15 protein-coding genes and 1 other annotated feature are annotated in these 18,012 nt (G+C 50.7%); of the genes, 10 read left to right on the top strand and 5 right to left on the bottom strand.

The features are described from left to right. Positions 1–42: 42 nt before the first annotated feature. Positions 43–291 (top strand) — a binding site (T-box leader). A gap of 112 nt (positions 292–403) precedes the next feature. The 3 genes from leuS (at position 404) to NE473_RS05765 (ending at position 4,383) form a co-directional block, all read left to right on the top strand. Continuing rightward, on the top strand, positions 404–2,818 hold the full coding sequence (gene leuS / locus NE473_RS05775) for a leucine--tRNA ligase (protein ID WP_055649736.1): 2,415 nt from the start codon (positions 404–406) through the stop codon (positions 2,816–2,818). A 195-nt stretch (positions 2,819–3,013) separates the two neighbouring features. After that, a complete protein-coding gene (locus NE473_RS05770; protein WP_022032036.1) occupies positions 3,014–3,400 on the top strand; it encodes a hypothetical protein in 387 nt (128 codons plus the stop codon). Between the two features lie 125 nt (positions 3,401–3,525). Next, positions 3,526–4,383, top strand: coding sequence for a L,D-transpeptidase family protein (locus NE473_RS05765; protein WP_022032037.1), 858 nt, complete (start codon positions 3,526–3,528; stop codon positions 4,381–4,383). Positions 4,384–4,385: 2 nt separating this feature from the next. On the opposite strand, the gene NE473_RS05760 is transcribed toward NE473_RS05765, so the two are convergent. Both NE473_RS05760 and NE473_RS05755 read right to left on the bottom strand, forming a co-directional pair. Next, positions 4,386–4,667: a hypothetical protein gene (locus NE473_RS05760; RefSeq protein ID WP_006775374.1), complete on the bottom strand. Its 282-nt coding sequence runs from the start codon at positions 4,665–4,667 to the stop codon at positions 4,386–4,388. 54 nt (positions 4,668–4,721) lie between these two features. Further along, positions 4,722–5,267 carry a hypothetical protein gene (locus tag NE473_RS05755; RefSeq protein WP_055649735.1) on the bottom strand — a complete coding sequence of 182 codons (546 nt, stop codon included), beginning with the start codon at positions 5,265–5,267 and terminating at the stop codon, positions 4,722–4,724. Positions 5,268–5,341: 74 nt separating this feature from the next. On the opposite strand from NE473_RS05755, the gene NE473_RS05750 reads away from it, so the two are divergent. Next, positions 5,342–5,491, top strand: coding sequence for a hypothetical protein (locus NE473_RS05750; RefSeq protein WP_022032038.1), 150 nt, complete (start codon positions 5,342–5,344; stop codon positions 5,489–5,491). Positions 5,492–5,598: 107 nt separating this feature from the next. On the opposite strand, the gene NE473_RS05745 is transcribed toward NE473_RS05750, so the two are convergent. Further along, a complete protein-coding gene (locus NE473_RS05745) occupies positions 5,599–5,859 on the bottom strand; it encodes a hypothetical protein (protein WP_022032039.1) in 261 nt (86 codons plus the stop codon). A 152-nt stretch (positions 5,860–6,011) separates the two neighbouring features. Between NE473_RS05745 and NE473_RS05740 the strand changes: the two genes are divergently transcribed. From NE473_RS05740 to NE473_RS05730, 3 genes are read left to right on the top strand one after another with little or no spacing between them, the layout of a single operon-like run. After that, entirely contained in the window at positions 6,012–7,172 is a 1,161-nt protein-coding gene (locus NE473_RS05740) for an alanyl-tRNA editing protein (protein ID WP_055649734.1), read from the top strand. 4 nt (positions 7,173–7,176) lie between these two features. After that, complete coding sequence (locus NE473_RS05735) at positions 7,177–8,337, top strand: AI-2E family transporter (RefSeq protein ID WP_006775379.1); 1,161 nt, start codon at positions 7,177–7,179, stop codon at positions 8,335–8,337. Between the two features lie 19 nt (positions 8,338–8,356). Beyond that, on the top strand, positions 8,357–9,436 hold the full coding sequence (locus tag NE473_RS05730; RefSeq protein WP_256265182.1) for a P1 family peptidase: 1,080 nt from the start codon (positions 8,357–8,359) through the stop codon (positions 9,434–9,436). Between the two features lie 10 nt (positions 9,437–9,446). Here NE473_RS05730 and NE473_RS05725 read toward each other — a convergent pair whose 3' ends face one another. Beyond that, positions 9,447–9,701 carry a hypothetical protein gene (locus tag NE473_RS05725; RefSeq protein ID WP_006775381.1) on the bottom strand — a complete coding sequence of 85 codons (255 nt, stop codon included), beginning with the start codon at positions 9,699–9,701 and terminating at the stop codon, positions 9,447–9,449. 15 nt (positions 9,702–9,716) lie between these two features. Continuing rightward, entirely contained in the window at positions 9,717–10,571 is an 855-nt protein-coding gene (locus NE473_RS05720) for a PHP domain-containing protein (RefSeq protein WP_022032042.1), read from the bottom strand. 180 nt (positions 10,572–10,751) lie between these two features. Here NE473_RS05720 and NE473_RS05715 point away from each other — a divergent pair, with 180 nt between their 5' ends. The 3 genes from NE473_RS05715 to NE473_RS05705 all read left to right on the top strand — a co-directional run bounded on the left by NE473_RS05715 (position 10,752) and on the right by NE473_RS05705 (position 17,919). After that, entirely contained in the window at positions 10,752–12,536 is a 1,785-nt protein-coding gene (locus tag NE473_RS05715) for a VanW family protein (protein ID WP_022032043.1), read from the top strand. Between the two features lie 240 nt (positions 12,537–12,776). Further along, on the top strand, positions 12,777–16,313 hold the full coding sequence (nifJ, locus tag NE473_RS05710) for a pyruvate:ferredoxin (flavodoxin) oxidoreductase (RefSeq protein ID WP_022032044.1): 3,537 nt from the start codon (positions 12,777–12,779) through the stop codon (positions 16,311–16,313). Positions 16,314–16,533: 220 nt separating this feature from the next. Then, complete coding sequence (locus tag NE473_RS05705; RefSeq protein WP_055649733.1) at positions 16,534–17,919, top strand: MATE family efflux transporter; 1,386 nt, start codon at positions 16,534–16,536, stop codon at positions 17,917–17,919. The last annotated feature ends 93 nt before the right edge of the window (positions 17,920–18,012 follow it).

The raw sequence follows: 18,012 nt of genomic DNA, 5'->3' as shown, positions 1-18,012 counted from the left end.
CGGTTGACACGCTACAGCAAGTGTGATACATTCATAGTCAGCATAAATACTGTGAAGAGGAACAGTAAGCTGTCTGAAACATGCAGAGAGCCGGCGGTTGGTGCGAGCCGGTTGGGAAGGATGGCTGAACTCGCCTTGGAGTTGCTCACTGAAGGAAGCGCTGCTTTTGTGTAGGTGCGGCCGGCATCCCAGCCGTTACGATGGGAAGGATATGAATACGTATCCCATGAGCGCATACAGATTCTGTATGAAATAGAGTGGTACCGCGTGGAAGAAATCCGCGTCTCTATCGTTATGGCCTGAACGGCCGCAGCGAAAGAGGCGCGTTTTTGATATAATGGGAAAATGCTTCCATGATATCTGAAGTTCCAGATTATGCAGTCAGAAAGGAGAATGGTAAATAATGTCAGCATCATACAACCACAGCGCAATTGAGAAGAAATGGCGCGAAAACTGGAAAAAGAATCCCATCAATATCAATGACGGGAAGAAACCGAAGTATTACTGTCTCGATATGTTTCCGTACCCGTCGGGGAGCGGGCTTCATGTGGGACACTGGAGGGGGTACGTGATCTCCGATGTCTGGAGCAGGTATCAGATATTAAAAGGACATTACGTCATCCATCCGATGGGGTGGGATGCCTTTGGCCTTCCGGCAGAGAATTATGCGATTAAGATGGGCGTTCATCCGGCGAAATCAACGGCCGAGAACGTGGCCAATATTAAGCGTCAGATCAATGAGATTGCCGCTGTATATGACTGGGATATGGAGGTCAATACTACGGATCCAGACTTTTACAAATGGACTCAGTGGATCTTCGTTCAGATGTTTAAGAAGGGGCTGGCCTATGAAAAGGAATTTCCGATTAACTGGTGTCCATCCTGTAAGACCGGGCTTGCCAACGAGGAAGTGGTAAACGGCTGCTGTGAACGCTGCCAGACACCGGTGACAAAGAAAAATTTAAGACAGTGGATGCTAAAGATCACCGCCTATGCGGACCGTCTGCTTGACGATCTGGATAAACTGGACTGGCCGGAGAAGGTCAAGAAGATGCAGACTGAATGGATCGGAAAATCCTATGGCGCGGAAGTGGATTTCCAGGTGGCTGGACGGGAAGAAAAGATAAAGGTCTATACGACAAGACCGGATACGCTTTACGGAGCGACCTTCATGGTGCTGGCTCCGGAGCATGAACTGGCCCTGGGCCTGGCTGTGCCGGAGACGAAAGACGCAGTGGAGAAGTACATCTGTGATGCTTCCATGAAATCCAATGTGGACCGCCTTCAGGATAAGGAAAAGACGGGTGTGTTTACGGGAAGCTATGCCGTCAATCCGATAAACGGTGTAAAGGTGCCGATCTGGCTTTCCGACTATGTACTGGCTGATTACGGTACAGGGGCTATTATGTGTGTACCGGCCCACGATGACAGAGATTTCGAATTTGCAAAGAAATTCGATCTCCCGATTATCCAGGTTATTGCCAGGGATGGGGTGGAGATCATGGATATGACGCAGGCTTACACCGAGGCGTGCGGGATCATGATCAATTCCGGCGAGTGGAACGGAATGGAGTCTTCCGTCTTAAAGAGGAAAGCTCCGGCGATGATCGAGGAGCGTGGAATTGGAAAGAAGACCGTCAATTACAAACTGCGCGACTGGGTATTCTCGAGGCAGCGCTACTGGGGCGAGCCTATTCCGATTATTCACTGTCCGCACTGCGGCAGCGTACCGGTTCCTGAGGATCAGCTTCCGTTAACACTGCCTGAAGTAGAAAGCTATCAGCCGACAGGAACGGGGGAATCCCCGCTGGCCGCTATCGATGAGTGGGTAAATACCACCTGCCCGGTCTGCGGAGCACCGGCCAAGCGGGAGACAAACACCATGCCTCAGTGGGCCGGCTCTTCCTGGTACTTCCTGCGCTATGTGGACAGCCATAATGAAAAGGAGCTTGTCTCCCGTGAAAAGGCGGATCAATATCTTCCGGTCGATATGTATATCGGAGGCGTGGAACACGCGGTGCTTCATCTGCTCTACTCCAGGTTCTACACGAAATTCCTGTGTGACATCGGTGTCATCGATTTTGACGAACCGTTTACGAAGCTGTTTAACCAGGGCATGATCACCGGTAAGAATGGAATCAAGATGAGCAAGTCCAAGGGAAATGTGGTATCCCCGGATGAGCTGGTTCGCGATTACGGCTGTGATTCCCTGAGAATGTATGAGCTCTTCGTCGGTCCGCCGGAGCTGGATGCAGAATGGGATGACAGGGGAATTGAAGGTGTCAGCCGTTTCTTAAACAGGTTCTGGAATCTTGTGATGGACAGCAAAGACAGGGAGACGGAACCCACAAGAGAGATGGTGCGTCTCCGCAATAAGCTGATTTTTGATATTGAACAGCGTTTTAACCAGTTTAATTTAAATACGGTCATCTCCGGATTCATGGAGTACAACAACAAATTCATCGAACTGGCAAAGAAGACCGGCGGAATCGACAGAGAAACACTTCGCACATTTGTGATCCTGCTTGCGCCGTTTGCCCCTCATATCGGTGAAGAATTGTGGCAGCAGCTGGGAGGCAGCGATACCGTTTTCCATGCCCAGTGGCCGGTGTGCGATGAGGAAGCCATGAAGGACGATGAAATTTCCGTTGCCGTCCAGGTGAATGGAAAGACAAAGGCGGTCGTAACACTTCCGGCAGGCACAGCCAGAGAGGAAGCGATCGAGGCCGGCAGGGCGCTGGTTACAGATAAGATTACAGGTACGATTGTTAAGGAAATCTATGTGCCGGGAAGAATTATCAATATTGTATGTAAATAGCAGCAGACACCCGGAGGCGGACAGCCGAAGGGTGTTTTTTGCATGATAAAATAAAAACATAATAGTTTGATAATTAACGAACAAGTATAAAATAATCAGAAAATATTGACAAAAGAGAGAAAAATGGCTATGATAATAGTAATAGCAGATAATTGAGAAATTTGTTATAATAAACGGAGATGAAGGAGGTATTTTATGGAGCAGTCGAGTGTAGGTTACCCATTGTTGCTTCTTGACAATGAGACTCTGGCCCATGTCCTGGGGGACGGGGATTTCCGGTTTGCAAATCTGACGTTTGAGGAAGCGAAAGCGATTCTGGATATGAATGCGGAGGAGGATATTGCCAGGTGCTTTGAGGATAAGGATCTGGAGAATGCCATCTACGAATATCTGGGAATTGAGCGCAGGACGTTCGAGTACCGTCCGGTCAGGCAGATGAAGGTAGGCCAGGATGCAATTGCATTTAAGCTGTACATTACGCCGTCCGGCACGCAGCCGATCATTTTGGGGGAAGAAGGGGAGCAGGCTAAAAAGATTAAGAATGTGTACATATATTGTCAGCATGTTGTAAGATTAAAATAGCGCAACAGTACAGACGGCGGAAATGAGCCGTCTGTACTGTTGCAAAATTGCCGTTCAGGCATGACAAAAAGGACCGTACCGTGTATAATAACAGCAGAAGACAGGATAATCGGAGGAAATTACCAATGAGACGATATCAGAGATATTTGCTGGTCATGACAGGGGCGGTCCTTTTTGCATGCTCCGGCACTGCAGGAACAACGGCCTGTGCACGGATGAACGAAGATCCGGTGGTCCGGCCGCAGGAACGGACCGATGGCCCGGAGGAAAAAGGCCCTGGCATTGGTCTGAAGGACAAGAATACGGAAAAGGCAGAGGCAGAGGCAAAACAGGAGAATGCCGGAGAGCAGAAGAACGCCGGAGAACAGGAGCTCATGGGGAACATAGCGGCCGCTTCAGAAACGGACAGCCTGATCCTGGTTGTGGGACAGGGAGGAGCGGATATCAGCCTTTCCTACCATACGAAGAATGAAGAGGGGATCTGGACGGAAGAATTTGAGACCATGGGGAGATACGGGAAAAACGGCGCGACGGATGATAAGAAAGAGGGGGACAAGAAGACGCCCCTCGGAACGTATCGTTTTACCATGGCGTTTGGCGTGAAGGAAAATCCGGGCAGTATTCTGCCGTATCACCGGCTGACAGATACCGATTACTGGGTGGACGATCCGGAAAGCAGCCACTATAACCGGCTGGTGGATTCGCGCAGCACAAAAAAAGACTGGAAGTCAGCGGAGCATATGGCGGCCATGGTTCCATTTTACCATTATGGACTGGCACTGGATTATAACAGCGATTGTGTGCCGGGAAACGGTTCCGCGATCTTTCTGCACTGTATGAACGGGACGGCCGATACCGGGACCTCGGGCTGTGTCAAGGTGCCCGAGGAATATATGAAAAAGCTGGTGACAAGCGTCGATGAAGATACCAGAATCGTCATTGTTTCCGATATCAGCCGGTTGGAGCAGGAGAACGGCCGGTAATGTTATTTCCGTTTTGCTAAATTTTTAGAGATCATACGTAAGGTATCCATGCGTTTCCGCTCGGCGGGGCTCATTCCCCCGCTCAGGATCGAGACGAGCAGTTCCGTCTCCTGATCGGAAAAATGGATGCCTTTTTCATTGGCCTTCAGGTTAAGTGTGAGGATCGTGGACATCAGCTGGTCCTTCGGTGCGGATTCCACCTCTTTGGCGAATGTGGTCAGCAGTTCGAGTTTTTGCGGATCCATGCCCTTTAAGCGGGGGTCCTGTTTCCAGTTTGTATTCATAGAGTGCTGTTCTTCCTTTCTTTCATTCTTTTATAGTGATATGTAGCGGTAAGGTCAGCTCATCTGCTGCATGGCAGACATCATAAGCTGCATGGTCTCCAGCCGGGACTGCTGTTCCTGAGGAATAAAATTTTTGATCTGATCGAAGGACATGCGCCCGAACGGCCCGCCGGAGCGGTGCGGAGGCGGTGTCTGCGCCTGCCTGGCCGTATTTTCCGTGGGATCGGGATCCGGGACCATGGATCCGGGAACCGCGTCGGATACTGCGCTTGCCAGCTTAAATCCCTGGAAAAAGTTCATGATCAGATCGATTAAATCCTGTTCGGTCGGTGTTCCAAACGGTTTGATGGCCCCCAGCATATCAATGGGAGACGCCGGTTTTTCGGTGCTTTCTCCGGTGGAGCAGATGCCCATGGCCGCCACCTCCTCATCTTCAAACAGCTGCACGGTGCGGCGGAGCTCATTGAATTTGACAAAGAGGGAGATAAAACGCTGCTCTGTTACGCTCATATAGGGAAGCGCGGCCTTCATCATCTGTAAATGGTTATCACCGATTAAGGAATCCAGGTCAACTGGCTGGGAATTTTTTTCGTTGTTCATAACATGATATCCTTACTTTTCTTGTTGACAATATATGCGGCCGCATATATTAGTATTACAGGAGAGTGATAAACATGAGAAATCGTTTGATTATAGATGGCAATGCAGTATATGAAATTGACGACGAGTGCGTAAAGAGAAAACAGGGAAGAAATTCCGGACGCGGAGGAAATGGAGAAAATCCGCTGGCCGCACCGGGACAGGATAAGAATCGGGGGCGGTGATGGTCCGCTTCCCGCCCTGCTGAAGGATACGGATAAATGAAAAACTGCGGCCCGGAATATCCGGACCGCAGTCTTTATGTTTCGTGGAACGGTTTTTTCTGCATGTATTAGCAGCAGAATCCACCACCGCCGCCGCCACAGCAGCAGAGAAGAAGGATGATCCAGATGAAATCGCATCCATTGCTTCCGCCGCAGCCGCAGCCGCAGTTACTTCCGCCGCCGCATCCGCAGCCGCCCCCGAATCCACCGCCGCCGCCACAGCAGCAGCACAGAATCAGGATCAACCAGATAAAGTTGCATCCACTTCCTCCATTGTTGCATTCACAGCCACATCCACATCCACAATTTGTTGCTGCCAGATCACTCATATTTGTTCCTCCAAATAAATTGTTTACACTTAAATGTATGTGACCCTGCTTGCCACTGTTTCCACATTTTTCGTAAAATTTTAGAATTCATATGATTGAACTTATCCCATACTTGTGTATAATTAGTTACAAACGGGAAAAGAGGAGAATCTATGGAAAAATTATATTATAGACAGCCATATGTCAAAGCGTTCGAGGCGGTGGTAACAGACTGCAGAGAGGGGAAAAACGGCAGGTACCAGGTGATGCTGGACCGGACAGGCTTCTATCCGGAGGGCGGCGGCCAGCCGGGGGATACCGGGAGGCTGGGACCGGTGAAGGTACTGGATGTCCATGAAAAGGCAGGAGAGATCATCCATGAGACGGACGGTCCCCTGGAGGCAGGGACGGCCGTTGCGGGAACCATCGACTGGGAAAGACGGTTTGGATACATGCAGAACCATTCAGGCGAACATATATTTTCAGGACTGGTACATAAAAAGTATGGGTTCGATAATGTGGGATTTCATATGGGAAGCGAGGAGGTGACTGTTGACTTTAACGGAGTGATCACAGCCGAAGAATTAGAGGAGATCGAAACGGAGGTCAACCGGAAAATCGCAGAGAATCTGCCGATCCGGGAACTGTATCCGGCTGCCGGAGCGCTGGAGCATATGGAGTACAGAAGCAAGAAGGCGCTGACCGGCCAGGTGAGAATTATTGAGATTCCCGACAGCGATGTCTGCGCATGCTGCGGAACCCATGTCATGTCCACCGGAGAGATCGGCATTTTTAAGATCACCGGTGCAATCCACTACAAAGGCGGCATCCGGGTTTCCATGCTCTGCGGGATGGATGCCCTTAAGGATTACCGGAAGAAACAGAAGACGGTGACGGAGCTTTCCGTGATGCTCTCGGCCAAGCCGGAGAGAGTCGTGGAGACTGTGGAAAAGCTGAAGAACGAGAACGGAATAAAAGACGGCAGGATTAACCGGCTGTACCAGGAGCTGTTTGCAGCCAGAATGGAGCAGTTTCAGTACAGCCAGGAGCCTTTAGCGGTGTTCGAGGAAGGGCTGGCGCCGATCCAGCTGCGCCAGTACTGCACCATGCTCTACGAGGGCGGAAGGGGAAGTGTGGTCCTCGTCTGTTCCGGAGCGGACGGCAGCTATCAGTACGCGATTGGAAGCAGCTGCGCAGACATGAGGGCTCTCAGCAAAACCTTAAACAAAGAGTTAAACGGAAGAGGCGGTGGAAGCGCCCTGATGGCTCAGGGAACCTTTCAGGCGTCGAAGCAGGCGATTCTGGAGACATTTACAGGACTGGTAAAGGAGTAATTTTATGGAATTAAATGACAGCAACATCAAGAAGCTGCGATGGCTTATCGTATTTACCGTGGTGGTCGTGGTGATCGGCGTGAACTACCGGCGTGTATTTGAGGTGTTCATGATGCTTTTCGGATTCATCTCACCGTTTTTGCTGGGTGGCGTCATGGCGTTTATCTTAAACGTCCCCATGCGCAGGATTGAGAAAATGCTTCCCATGAAGGAAAACAGCAGACTGCGCCGTCCCATAGGCCTGGTTTTTACCCTGCTGTTTGTGGTGGGCCTGCTGCTGTTAGTCATTTTCGTTGTAATGCCCCAGCTGTTTGAGACGTTTATGAGTCTGCAGAACAGTATTCCGGTATTCCTGGCAGGGGTGAAGAAGGGGGCGGAAGATTTATTTGCCCAGAATCCGGAGATCCTGGATTATATCAACGGAATCCAGATTGACTGGAAGTCTTTTTCCGAGGATGTGATCGGCTTCCTCTCATCAGGGGCCAGCACCGTGCTGAATTCCACGATCACAGCAGCGGTTTCCATCGTCAGCGGCGTCACAACCTTTGGAATCGCCCTTGTATTTGCCATCTATATACTGCTGCAGAAGGAGACGCTCTCGGCTCAGATGAAGAAGCTGATGCGGGCGTTTCTGCCGGACCGTGTCACGGAACATGTTCTGTCAGTTGCCGGTCTGGCTTACAATACGTTTTCCCATTTCCTGACAGGACAGTGCCTCGAGGCGGTGATTCTGGGAACCATGTTCTTCCTCACGCTGTCCGTGCTGCGGCTGCCTTATGCACTGCTGATCGGCGTGCTCATCGCCTTTACCGCGCTGATTCCCATTTTTGGAGCCTTTATCGGCTGTGTGATCGGGGCGTTCCTGATGCTGATGGTGAAACCGTTAGATGCGCTTCTGTTTGTGGCGGTGTTCTTTATCCTTCAGCAGATTGAAGGAAACTTAATCTATCCCCATGTGGTGGGGAATTCCGTGGGCCTTCCGTCTATCTGGGTGCTCGTTGCGGTGACGATCGGCGGCAGCGCCATGGGAATCGTGGGAATGCTGATCTTTATCCCGCTCTGCTCCGTGCTGTATTCTCTGCTGAGAGGAACGGTTTACGCGAGGCTGGAAAAGAAGAATCAGGAGCAGAAAAAGAACCGGGGGAAAGTGAAAGCACAGTCTTAGTCGTGGAAAGGAAACAGTGATGAAAAGGATTCGGGCATACGGAATCATACCGGGCGATATGACGCCCGGACCCCTCAATAAGATCAGCGATGTGGCAGGCGTGACGGTGGGGCACGCTGCCGTGAATACGGCAGAACATAAGACGGGAGTTACCGTGATTCTGCCGTGTGAAGACAATCCCTACCGAAAAAAGCTGACAGCCGCCGCCTACATCCATAACGGCTTTGGAAAGAGCCAGGGACTGGTTCAGATTGAAGAACTGGGGACGCTGGAGACCTTTATCGCATTGACCAATACGCTCAATGTGGGAAAGGTGCATGACGCTGTGGTCGATCTGATGTTGGAACAGTGTGAGCGTGAAGGGATTCAGGTTACCACCATCAATCCGGTGGTGGGAGAATGCAATGATTCAGGCTTAAACATGATCCGGGAGAGGATCATCGGACTTAACGAAGTCCGTTCGGCAGTCCGGGATGCGAAACGGGATTTTGAAGAGGGGGCTGTCGGTGCAGGAACGGGAACCGTCTGCTTCGGCTTAAAGGGCGGGATCGGTTCCGCATCCAGGCAGTTTACCGCCGGAGGAAGCACGTATACGGTCGGCGCCCTGGTACAGTCGAATTTTGGAAGTACGAAGAATCTGGTGATCTGCGGCGAACCGGTGGGAAGAGCACTGGAGAAAAAGATAAAACCGGCTGATTTAGACCGGGGGTCCATCATGACGGTGATCGCGACGGATCTGCCGCTTTCCGACCGGCAGTTGAAGCGCGTGATCAGGAGAGCCGGAGTGGGGCTCAGCCGGACCGGTTCCTTTATGGGACACGGAAGCGGGGACATTATGATTGGCTTTACCACGGCGAACCGGATTCCGGAAAGCACGGATCAGGAAGTACTGACGATCCGGGTCTTAAAAGAAAGCTCCCTGGACACGGCCTTTACGGCCGCGGCGGAAGCGGTAGAAGAAGCCGTATTGAATTCTCTGGCCATGGCGGAGACTACGGTCGGTTATCAGGGAGAGATAAGATACTCCCTGACGGATCTGTGGCTGGCAGATCGCGGTACGAGGGAGCAGCCGGCGGCAGTCTTTTCGATGGAGGAATGACTGCTTGGGGTCAATCAAAATCAACGTGGTAATTCTGGTCTTTGATATGGACGTCGATGCTGCTTAAGTTAAAGTTGTCCTCAAAAATCTGCAGTCTGTATTCAAAAAACACATCATCCGTCTTTTTGGAGAAAAAGACGTAGGCGCCCGGTTCCCTGTTCTCGATCTCGTCGCAGATTTCGTTGTAAATCTCTTCGCCGTCGGCAGGGAACGGACAGCCGCTGTTCCGTATCGTTTCTTCAATTGTTCTGTATAATTCTTCCATAATAAAAATCCTTTCTTACGATAAGTTTTTTGCTCTCGCCTTCTTGATGTCGTCCAGAAGCAGGGCGGAGATGCGCAGGCTGCCGCGGCCGCATCCGATGGCGATATCCGGCTTATTGGCACCGTGAAAGTCGGAACCGCCGGTGGGGAACAGGCCGTACTTCACGGCAAGATTCTTAAGCTTCCCGCTTTCATACTGATTATTAGACGAGTGGTAGACCTCGAGGCCGGCCAGTCCGTTTTCCTTTAAGGAAACGATCAGTTCTTCCAGCTTTGCATCGCCCAGATGGTACTGATACGGATGGGCGAGTACCGGTGACGCTCCGCAGCCGGTCAGGATGCTCAGTGCGCGGGAAGGTTCGATGGTCTCTTTTTTGGGGCACCAGCGTCCGCCGTATTTTAAATATTTTTTGAATGCCTGATCCATAGAGGAAACGTACCCTTTTTCCATCATGACGCGGGCGAAGTGGGCCCTTGTTATGACCGTGTCGGGATTGCCGGCGGTGAGCTCTTCTCTGGTCATGACCATGCCATCCTCCGAAAAACGGCGGATCATCTCGTCGTTGCGCTTCTCGCGCAGTATGAGAAGGCGGTCGGTTTCCCGAAGAAATGCGGGATCCTCCGGATTTACATACAGTCCCAGAACATGGATCTCTTCTCCCTCGTAGTGGCAGGAGAGCTCGATGCCGGGAATAATCTCGATGGGAAGGCCGCGGGCGGCGTCTATGGCCTGCGGGATGCCGGCTATGGTGTCGTGGTCGGTCAGAGCGATGGCAGCCAGTCCTTTTTCAGCGGCCAGAGCGACCACCGCGGCTGGGGAGAGCGTTCCATCCGAGGCGTTGGAATGAACGTGCAGATCGATAAGTTCCATGATTACCTCCAATTTGAAATACTTTAGTAATACTATAGTAACATGTTTTTTACGTTCTGTAAAATGTAGAAAAGCGACGAAAAATAATTAAGAAAATTCATAAATTTGTAATAGCATTTCCCACAAAGTATGGTATACTACTCAATGTAATATACACTATCATGTGAAAAGGTGAAATAGATGAGTCAGACAGGCAACAGACAGAGCGGAACGTCAAGATCTTATTCCTCTCAGGGAACGCGGAAGACGGGAACGGGAACTTCCAGAAAGACAGGTCAGGGAAGCAGGGGGCAGTCCTCAAGATATAAGAGCTCCTACCAGCCGCGGAGCGGTTCCGGAAGAGGTTCGAAGAGAAAGAAGCGTCCGCAGTACGATATAACAAAGATTCTGCTGGGAATTCTTATCGCGGTGGTTGCCGTGATTGTAATTATGGCCGCCGTGAAGTTTGTGGGAAGCAAACCGGCTGAAGCGGAGACTGGTGAGACGACCAGCGAGCCGGAGACGGAGCTCCAGAAGGAAGTTTCCGTAGATGGGATATCCATCACCGGAATGTCCAGGGAACAGGCGAAAAAGGCCATACTGGACAAGTATGAGTGGGGCATGAAGGTTACGTATAAGGATGATACGTATGAGGTCGCTGATTTGCTGGAGACAAAGGTAGATTCTCTTCTGGGAGATATCTATACGGGCGAGCCGAAGGAAAGCTATACCCTGGATATGAGCGGACTGGAAGACGCGGCTGCGGAAGAAGCGAAGAAGGCTGCCGCCAAGTGGGACGTGAAGGCCAAAAACGGTTCGGTGTCCGGCTTCGACAAGGAAGCAGGAAAGTTTATCTACTCCGGAGAGCAAAACGGATTTGTGATCGACCAGGAGAAACTGGTTTCTGACATACTGGCTCAGTTAAAGAATAAGAATTTCAGCGCCGTGATCGAAGCCACGGGCAGGGAGACGGCTCCGGAGATTACGGAGGCGCAGGCCAAGGAGCTGTATCAGGTGATTGGTACCTATACCACCACCACCACAGCCAACAAAGACAGGAACAAGAACATCGAGCTGGCGGCCGAGGCCCTTAACGGCTTAATCCTGCAGCCGGGCGAGGAATTCTCCTTTAACAAGGCGACGGGAGAGCGCTCGGAGGCCAAAGGATACCGGCCTGCGGGAGCCTATGTTAACGGGGAACTGGTTGAAGAGCCGGGCGGCGGAGTATGCCAGGTTTCCTCCACGCTTTACAACGCGGTTATTTTTTCAGGTCTTACGACGACAGAGCGCCATGCGCACAGCTATGAACCCTCTTACGTAACGCCGGGCGAGGATGCCATGGTAAGCTTCGGAGGACCTGATATGAAATTTGTCAATACCTCTTCGACGGCGATTGCCATCAGGGCCAGCTTTGCAGACCGGAAGTTAAAGATTTCCATTGTCGGTATTCCGATTCTGGAAAAGGGAGTCACGCTCTCCATGACCTCCAAGAAGACGGCTGAGTTGGATGCTCCGGCACCGGTCTATGAAGAAGACCAGACGCTTCAGCCGGGAGAGGAGAAGATTGTGAAGGCGGAGACAAAGGGAAGCCGCTGGGTGACGAACATGGTCACGAAGAAGGACGGCGTCGTGGTAAGCGACGAATTCTTCCATAACAGCACGTACCGCGGCAAGCCTGCCACAATCAGGCGCAATACTTCTGGAGTGGTGGTACCTGCCACGGATGAGTCTGCTTCCGGAGAGAGCACCATCGCATCCTCGGAAGGCGAGACGTTACCTTCCGGCGGGGCGGATACCCCGACGACGACAGCGCCGACACAGCCGACCACGGCACAGCCGGATACGGTTCCGGGACAGGGACCGGGAGAGCAGCCGACATCGGCGGCACAGCCGACCACGACCCAGGCAGTACAGCCGGAGGGGCCGGGTGGAGGCAGCGGAAACAGTCCGGGACAGAATGTGGTTCCGCCGAGTCCGCTTAGCTGAAAGACGATATATGGACCGGATCAGACAGGAGATCCGGTCCTTTTTCTGTTATGAACAGGACAGTTGGCCGCCGGCAGCGGGCAGTTTTTTTCATTTCCCGGAATTGTTCGTAAAATAGTACGTTATTTTCCTTTTTTCTTATTTGCAATTTGTTAAATAATTGTTATAATAGTAAGCAGGTCACTATCCCTTCGGGGAACCAAACTATACAATATTCACATTTGTAGGAGGAAATCAAAAATGGCAAGAAAAATGAAAACCATGGATGGTAACCATGCAGCAGCACATGCATCGTATGCATTTACTGATGTAGCGGCTATCTATCCGATTACCCCATCCTCACCTATGGCGGAAGCTTCAGATGAATGGGCAACCGACGGAAGAACCAACATCTTCGGTCATACAGTACAGATTACAGAGATGCAGTCTGAGGCAGGTGCAGCAGGTGCTGTTCACGGATCCTTATCTGCAGGTGCGCTGACCACCACCTACACAGCATCCCAGGGTCTGTTATTAATGATCCCGAACCTTTATAAAATCGCAGGCGAGCAGTTACCGGGCGTATTCAACGTTTCTGCACGTGCAGTTGCAAGCCATGCGTTATCAATCTTTGGTGACCACTCCGACGTATACGCATGCCGTCAGACCGGCTGCGCAATGTTATGCGAATCCAGCGTTCAGGAAGTTATGGATTTAACTCCTGTTGCACATATGGCAGCTCTTGAAGGAAAAGTTCCGTTCATCAACTTCTTTGACGGTTTCCGTACATCTCATGAGATCCAGAAGGTTGAGACCTGGGATTATGAAGATTTAAAAGAGATGGTTAACATGGAGGCTGTGGACGAGTTCCGCCGCCACGCATTAAATCCAAACCACCCATGCCAGAGAGGTTCTGCTCAGAACCCGGATATCTTCTTCCAGGCAAGAGAGGCATGTAACCCATATTACGAAGCATTACCGGCTATCGTCCAGAAGTACATGGACAAGATCAACGAGAAGATCGGTACTGATTACAAGCTGTTCAACTACTACGGCGCTCCGGATGCAGAGCACGTAATCGTATCCATGGGCTCTGTCAACGATACCATCGAAGAGACCATCGACTACATGGTAGCACAGGGACAGAAGGTTGGTGTTGTTAAGGTTCGCCTTTACAGACCATTCTGCGCTGACGCTCTTGTGGAAGCAATCCCGGATACCGTTAAGACGATCTCCGTATTAGACAGAACAAAAGAGCCAGGATCCCTTGGCGAGCCGTTATACTTAGACGTAGTGGCTGCTTTAAGAGGAACCAAGTTCGACCAGGTTAAGATCTTAACCGGACGTTACGGCTTAGGCTCCAAGGATACAACACCGGCTCAGATCGTTGCTGTATTTAATAACGAGACAAAGACACCGTTCACCATCGGCATCAACGATGATGTGACTCATTTATCCCTTGAGACAGGCGCTCCTCTGGTTACAACTCCGGAAGGAACAACAAACTGTAAGTTCTGGGGTCTCGGTGCTGACGGTACCGTAGGTGCCAACAAGAACTCCATCAAGATCATCGGTGACAACACAGATATGTACGCTCAGGCTTACTTCGATTATGACTCCAAGAAGTCCGGCGGTGTTACCATGTCCCACTTACGTTTCGGACATAAGCCGATTAAATCTACTTATTTAATTCATAAGGCTAACTTCGTTGCATGCCATAATCCGTCCTATGTACGCAAGTACAACATGGTTCAGGAATTAGTGGATGGCGGTACATTCTTACTGAACTGCCCATGGGATGCAGAAGGCCTTGAGAAGCATTTACCGGGACAGGTTAAGAAGTTCATCGCTGATCACAACATCAACTTCTACACCATCGACGGTGTGAAGATCGGTATCGAGACCGGCATGGGACCGACACGTATCAACACAATCTTACAGTCCGCATTCTTCGAGTTAACAGGAATTATTCCTGCTGAGAAGGCAAACGAACTGATGAAGGCAGCTGCAAAGGCTACCTACGGACGTAAGGGCGAAGACGTTGTTATGAAGAACTGGGCTGCGATCGACGCAGGCGCTAAGGGCGTTGTTAAGGTAGAGGTTCCGGAGAGCTGGAAGTCCTGCACAGACGAAGGTCTTGACATGACTCATGCAACCAGCGGCCGCAAGGACGTTGTGGACTTCGTTAACAACATCCAGGCTAAGGTAAGCGCTCAGGAGGGTGATTCCTTACCAGTATCCGCATTTACAGAGTATGTAGACGGTTCCACACCATCCGGTTCTTCCGCATATGAGAAACGTGGTATCGCAGTGAACATCCCTGCATGGAATCCGGACAACTGTATCCAGTGTAACTTCTGTTCTTACGTTTGTCCTCATGCAGTTATCCGCCCGGTTGCCATGACAGCAGAAGAGGCTGCAAATGCTCCGGAAGGAATGAAGATGCTTGACATGACAGGTATGCCTGGCTACAAGTTTGCTATCACGGTATCTGCTCTTGACTGTACCGGATGCGGCTCCTGTGCGAATGTATGTCCTGGAAAGAAGGGCGAGAAGGCTCTTACCATGGTCAACATGGAAGCAAACTACGCAGATGCTCAGAAGGTATATGACTTCGGCCAGACCGTTTCGATCAAGCAGGAAGTAATCGATAAATTCAAACCTACTACTGTTAAGGGAAGCCAGTTCAAACAGCCGTTACTTGAATTCTCAGGTGCATGTGCAGGCTGCGGCGAGACTCCTTACGCAAAATTAATCACACAGTTATTCGGTGACAGAATGTACATTGCCAATGCAACAGGATGTTCTTCTATCTGGGGTAACTCTTCACCGTCCACACCTTACACAGTAAACGAAAAGGGACAGGGTCCGGCATGGTCCAACTCCTTATTCGAGGATAATGCTGAGTTCGGTTACGGTATGTTATTAGCTCAGAACGCGATCAGAGACGGCTTAAAGGCAAAAGTTGAGTCCGTTATGAACTCTGATGCAGCTTCTGAGGAAGTAAAAGCAGCATGCAAAGAGTACTTAGATACCTTCGGATGCGGCGCAACCAACGGCATTGCAACAGACAAGTTAGTGGCAGCGTTAGAGGGCTGTGACTGCGAGACCTGCAAGGCCATCGTAAAAGACAAAGATTTCTTAGCCAAGAAGTCCCAGTGGGTATTCGGTGGTGACGGATGGGCTTACGATATCGGCTTCGGCGGTGTTGACCACGTACTTGCAAGCGGCAAGGATATCAACATCATGGTATACGATACCGAAGTATACTCCAACACAGGCGGACAGGCTTCCAAGGCTACCAAGACAGGTGCGGTTGCACAGTTCGCTGCAGGCGGAAAAGACGTTAAGAAGAAAGACCTTGCAAGCATCGCAATGAGCTATGGCTATGTATACGTAGCACAGATCTCCATGGGTGCTGACTATGCGCAGACCGTTAAGGCCATCGCAGAGGCAGAGGCTTATCCGGGACCGTCCTTAATCATTGCTTACGCTCCTTGTATCAACCATGGTATCAAGAAGGGCATGAGCAAGGCTCAGACAGAAGAGAAGCTGGCTGTTGAGTGTGGTTACTGGAATAACTTCCGTTTCAACCCGGCTGCTGAGAAGAAGTTTACTCTGGACAGCAAGGCTCCGACAGGAGATTATCAGGAATTCTTAAAGGGCGAGGTTCGTTACGCTTCCTTAGCTATGAAGAATCCTGAGAGAGCAGCTGACCTGTTCGCTAAGAACGAGGCAGATGCGAAGGAAAGATATGAATATCTGACAAAGCTTGTTACACTGTACGGTGATAAATAAGATTTGAAGGAATGCGCCCGGGCAATACGCCCGGGCGTTTTTTGATATCATAGGAAAGTACTTCTATGTGATAAAATTCACGAAAATTGAAAATCCAACAGAAAATGGAAAAATTTCACTTGCAAAATCGCTCCACTGAGTGTAAATTATGATGATGTAGCATCATGATTCTGTGGTGCGAAGAACTGAAAATCTGAATAAATAAGTGAGGACGGAAACGATGGCAAAGAAGCAGACAAAGGATATGACAACCGGATCGCCGGTAAAGCTGATCTTGAGCTTTTTGATTCCCATGCTGTTCGGTCTGCTGTTTCAGCAGCTGTATAATATGGTTGACACCATTATCGTTGGAAAGTATCTGGGCGTTAACGCATTGGCCGCAGTGGGCTCCACCGGCTCGATTAATTTTATGATCATCGGGTTCTGCATCGGTGTGTGCAGCGGCTTTGCGATTCCGGTGGCACAGAAGTTCGGAGAGAAGAATGAGGTGGCCCTCCGGCGGTTTGTTGCCAACGGTGGCTGGCTGTCCCTGATCTTTTCGGTTACCATGACGGCCGTGGTCTGTGTGCTGTGCCGGAACATTCTGATCTGGATGAATACGCCGGAGGATATCATCGATGGGGCGTATTCCTATATTATCATCATATTTATGGGAATACCGGCTACATACCTTTATAACATTCTGTCAGGAATTATCCGGTCGCTGGGAGACAGCACGACGCCGCTCTATTTCCTGCTGGTGTCCTCGGTCATGAACATTATCCTGGATTTCTTTACCATACTCGTCCTGCATATGGGGGTGGCGGGAGCCGCCTGGGCGACGGTGATCTCTCAGGGCGTCTCAGGAATCCTCTGTCTGCTCTATATGAGAAAGAAGTTTACGATATTAAAGATGCAGGGGGATGAGTGGAAGCCGGATAAGAATGCCATGGTGACGCTGTGCGGCATGGGAATCCCCATGGGGCTTCAGTACTCCATTACGGCCATTGGAAGCGTGATCCTGCAGACGGCGGTGAACTCCTTAGGATCGGTCGCTGTGGCTTCCGTGACGGCAGGAAGTAAGATCAGCATGTTTTTCTGCTGTCCCTTTGACGCCATGGGGGCCACCATGGCCACCTACAGCGGACAGAACGTGGGAGCCAGGCGGCTGGACCGAATCGATAAAGGAATTAAATCCTGTATTATCATCGGCGCGGTCTATTCGGTGATTGCGCTGGCCGGGCTCTGGCTGTTCAGCGACGTGGTGGCTCTTCTGTTTGTGGATGCCGGGGAGACTGAGATTCTGGCAAACACGAGGCAGTTCCTGATTGCCAACAGTCTGTTCTATTTCCCGCTGGCTCTGGTCAATATTGTGAGATTTACGATTCAGGGACTGGGTTACTCCAAGTTTGCCATTATCGCAGGCGTCTGTGAGATGGCGGCCAGATCCTTTGTCGGTTTCTGTCTCGTTCCGTTCTTTGGATACGCGGCGGTATGCTTTGCCAATCCCATTGCCTGGGTGGCTGCGGACCTGTTCCTGATTCCGGCTTACCGCTATGTGATGGGGCGTCTGCGCAGGCTTATGGGCAGAAATAATCCGGGGATGGCTGCGGAGACTGCCGTTTAGACAGGATTTTGCGAAAATTAAGAGAAATTTGTTCCGGTACAGGCACTGGGAAGATAAGGTGGAATAAACTTAAAGTATAATAAACATAAAAGA

This window comes from Hungatella sp. SL.1.14 (genome assembly GCF_024460495.1).
GTDB lineage: Bacteria > Bacillota > Clostridia > Lachnospirales > Lachnospiraceae > Hungatella > Hungatella hathewayi.
The sequence above is the reverse complement of the archived record's forward strand: the minus strand, read 5'-3'. Positions and strand labels throughout refer to the sequence as shown.

What these genes read in the sequence shown, in the direction of transcription:
- leuS (WP_055649736.1), top strand. Translation starts at nt 404, where the DNA reads ATGTCAGCATCATACAACCACAGCGCAATTGAGAAGAAATGGCGCGAA.
- NE473_RS05770 (WP_022032036.1), top strand. Translation starts at nt 3,014, where the DNA reads ATGGAGCAGTCGAGTGTAGGTTACCCATTGTTGCTTCTTGACAATGAG.
- NE473_RS05765 (WP_022032037.1), top strand. Translation starts at nt 3,526, where the DNA reads ATGAGACGATATCAGAGATATTTGCTGGTCATGACAGGGGCGGTCCTT.
- NE473_RS05760 (WP_006775374.1), bottom strand. Translation starts at nt 4,667, where the DNA reads ATGAATACAAACTGGAAACAGGACCCCCGCTTAAAGGGCATGGATCCG.
- NE473_RS05755 (WP_055649735.1), bottom strand. Translation starts at nt 5,267, where the DNA reads ATGAACAACGAAAAAAATTCCCAGCCAGTTGACCTGGATTCCTTAATC.
- NE473_RS05750 (WP_022032038.1), top strand. Translation starts at nt 5,342, where the DNA reads ATGAGAAATCGTTTGATTATAGATGGCAATGCAGTATATGAAATTGAC.
- NE473_RS05745 (WP_022032039.1), bottom strand. Translation starts at nt 5,859, where the DNA reads ATGAGTGATCTGGCAGCAACAAATTGTGGATGTGGATGTGGCTGTGAA.
- NE473_RS05740 (WP_055649734.1), top strand. Translation starts at nt 6,012, where the DNA reads ATGGAAAAATTATATTATAGACAGCCATATGTCAAAGCGTTCGAGGCG.
- NE473_RS05735 (WP_006775379.1), top strand. Translation starts at nt 7,177, where the DNA reads ATGGAATTAAATGACAGCAACATCAAGAAGCTGCGATGGCTTATCGTA.
- NE473_RS05730 (WP_256265182.1), top strand. Translation starts at nt 8,357, where the DNA reads ATGAAAAGGATTCGGGCATACGGAATCATACCGGGCGATATGACGCCC.
- NE473_RS05725 (WP_006775381.1), bottom strand. Translation starts at nt 9,701, where the DNA reads ATGGAAGAATTATACAGAACAATTGAAGAAACGATACGGAACAGCGGC.
- NE473_RS05720 (WP_022032042.1), bottom strand. Translation starts at nt 10,571, where the DNA reads ATGGAACTTATCGATCTGCACGTTCATTCCAACGCCTCGGATGGAACG.
- NE473_RS05715 (WP_022032043.1), top strand. Translation starts at nt 10,752, where the DNA reads ATGAGTCAGACAGGCAACAGACAGAGCGGAACGTCAAGATCTTATTCC.
- nifJ (WP_022032044.1), top strand. Translation starts at nt 12,777, where the DNA reads ATGGCAAGAAAAATGAAAACCATGGATGGTAACCATGCAGCAGCACAT.
- NE473_RS05705 (WP_055649733.1), top strand. Translation starts at nt 16,534, where the DNA reads ATGGCAAAGAAGCAGACAAAGGATATGACAACCGGATCGCCGGTAAAG.